This is a genomic window from Mesorhizobium sp. M1D.F.Ca.ET.231.01.1.1 (genome assembly GCF_003999155.2).
Taxonomy (GTDB): Bacteria; Pseudomonadota; Alphaproteobacteria; order Rhizobiales; family Rhizobiaceae; genus Mesorhizobium.
Genome location: NZ_RZOZ02000314.1, coordinates 1 through 278, shown reverse-complemented (window position 1 = coordinate 278; position 278 = coordinate 1). Strand labels below are relative to the sequence as shown.

At 65.5% G+C, this 278-nt stretch carries 1 pseudogene; it reads left to right on the top strand.

Annotation, left to right across the window (positions count from 1 at the left end):
- Window positions 1-175: pseudogene (locus EN874_RS34770) on the top strand (PIG-L family deacetylase); the annotation flags it as partial.
- Between the last annotated feature and the right edge of the window lie 103 nt (window positions 176-278).

The following is a 278-nucleotide window of genomic DNA, read 5'->3' as shown; positions in this document are numbered from 1 at the left end:
CGACAGGGCGCGGATACAGAATGAATTCCGTGCCGGCCAGTGCAACGGCGGGCCCGGCGCGCTGGCCGAGGCTTTCCGCTTCGAGCCTGTCTTTCCTTTCGCCGACATACGCGCATTGCTGCCGCCGGCGCCGCCGCTCCGGCCGGTGATGGGAAGCACCAAACCGGTCGGCTAGTTCTCTGCCGCCGGCAGTTCGACATGCTCTCTCTGGCCTAGGCGCGGCTTTTCTGCGATATCCGGGCGGCCAATTCGCGACTTTACCAGCTGATGCTGCCATC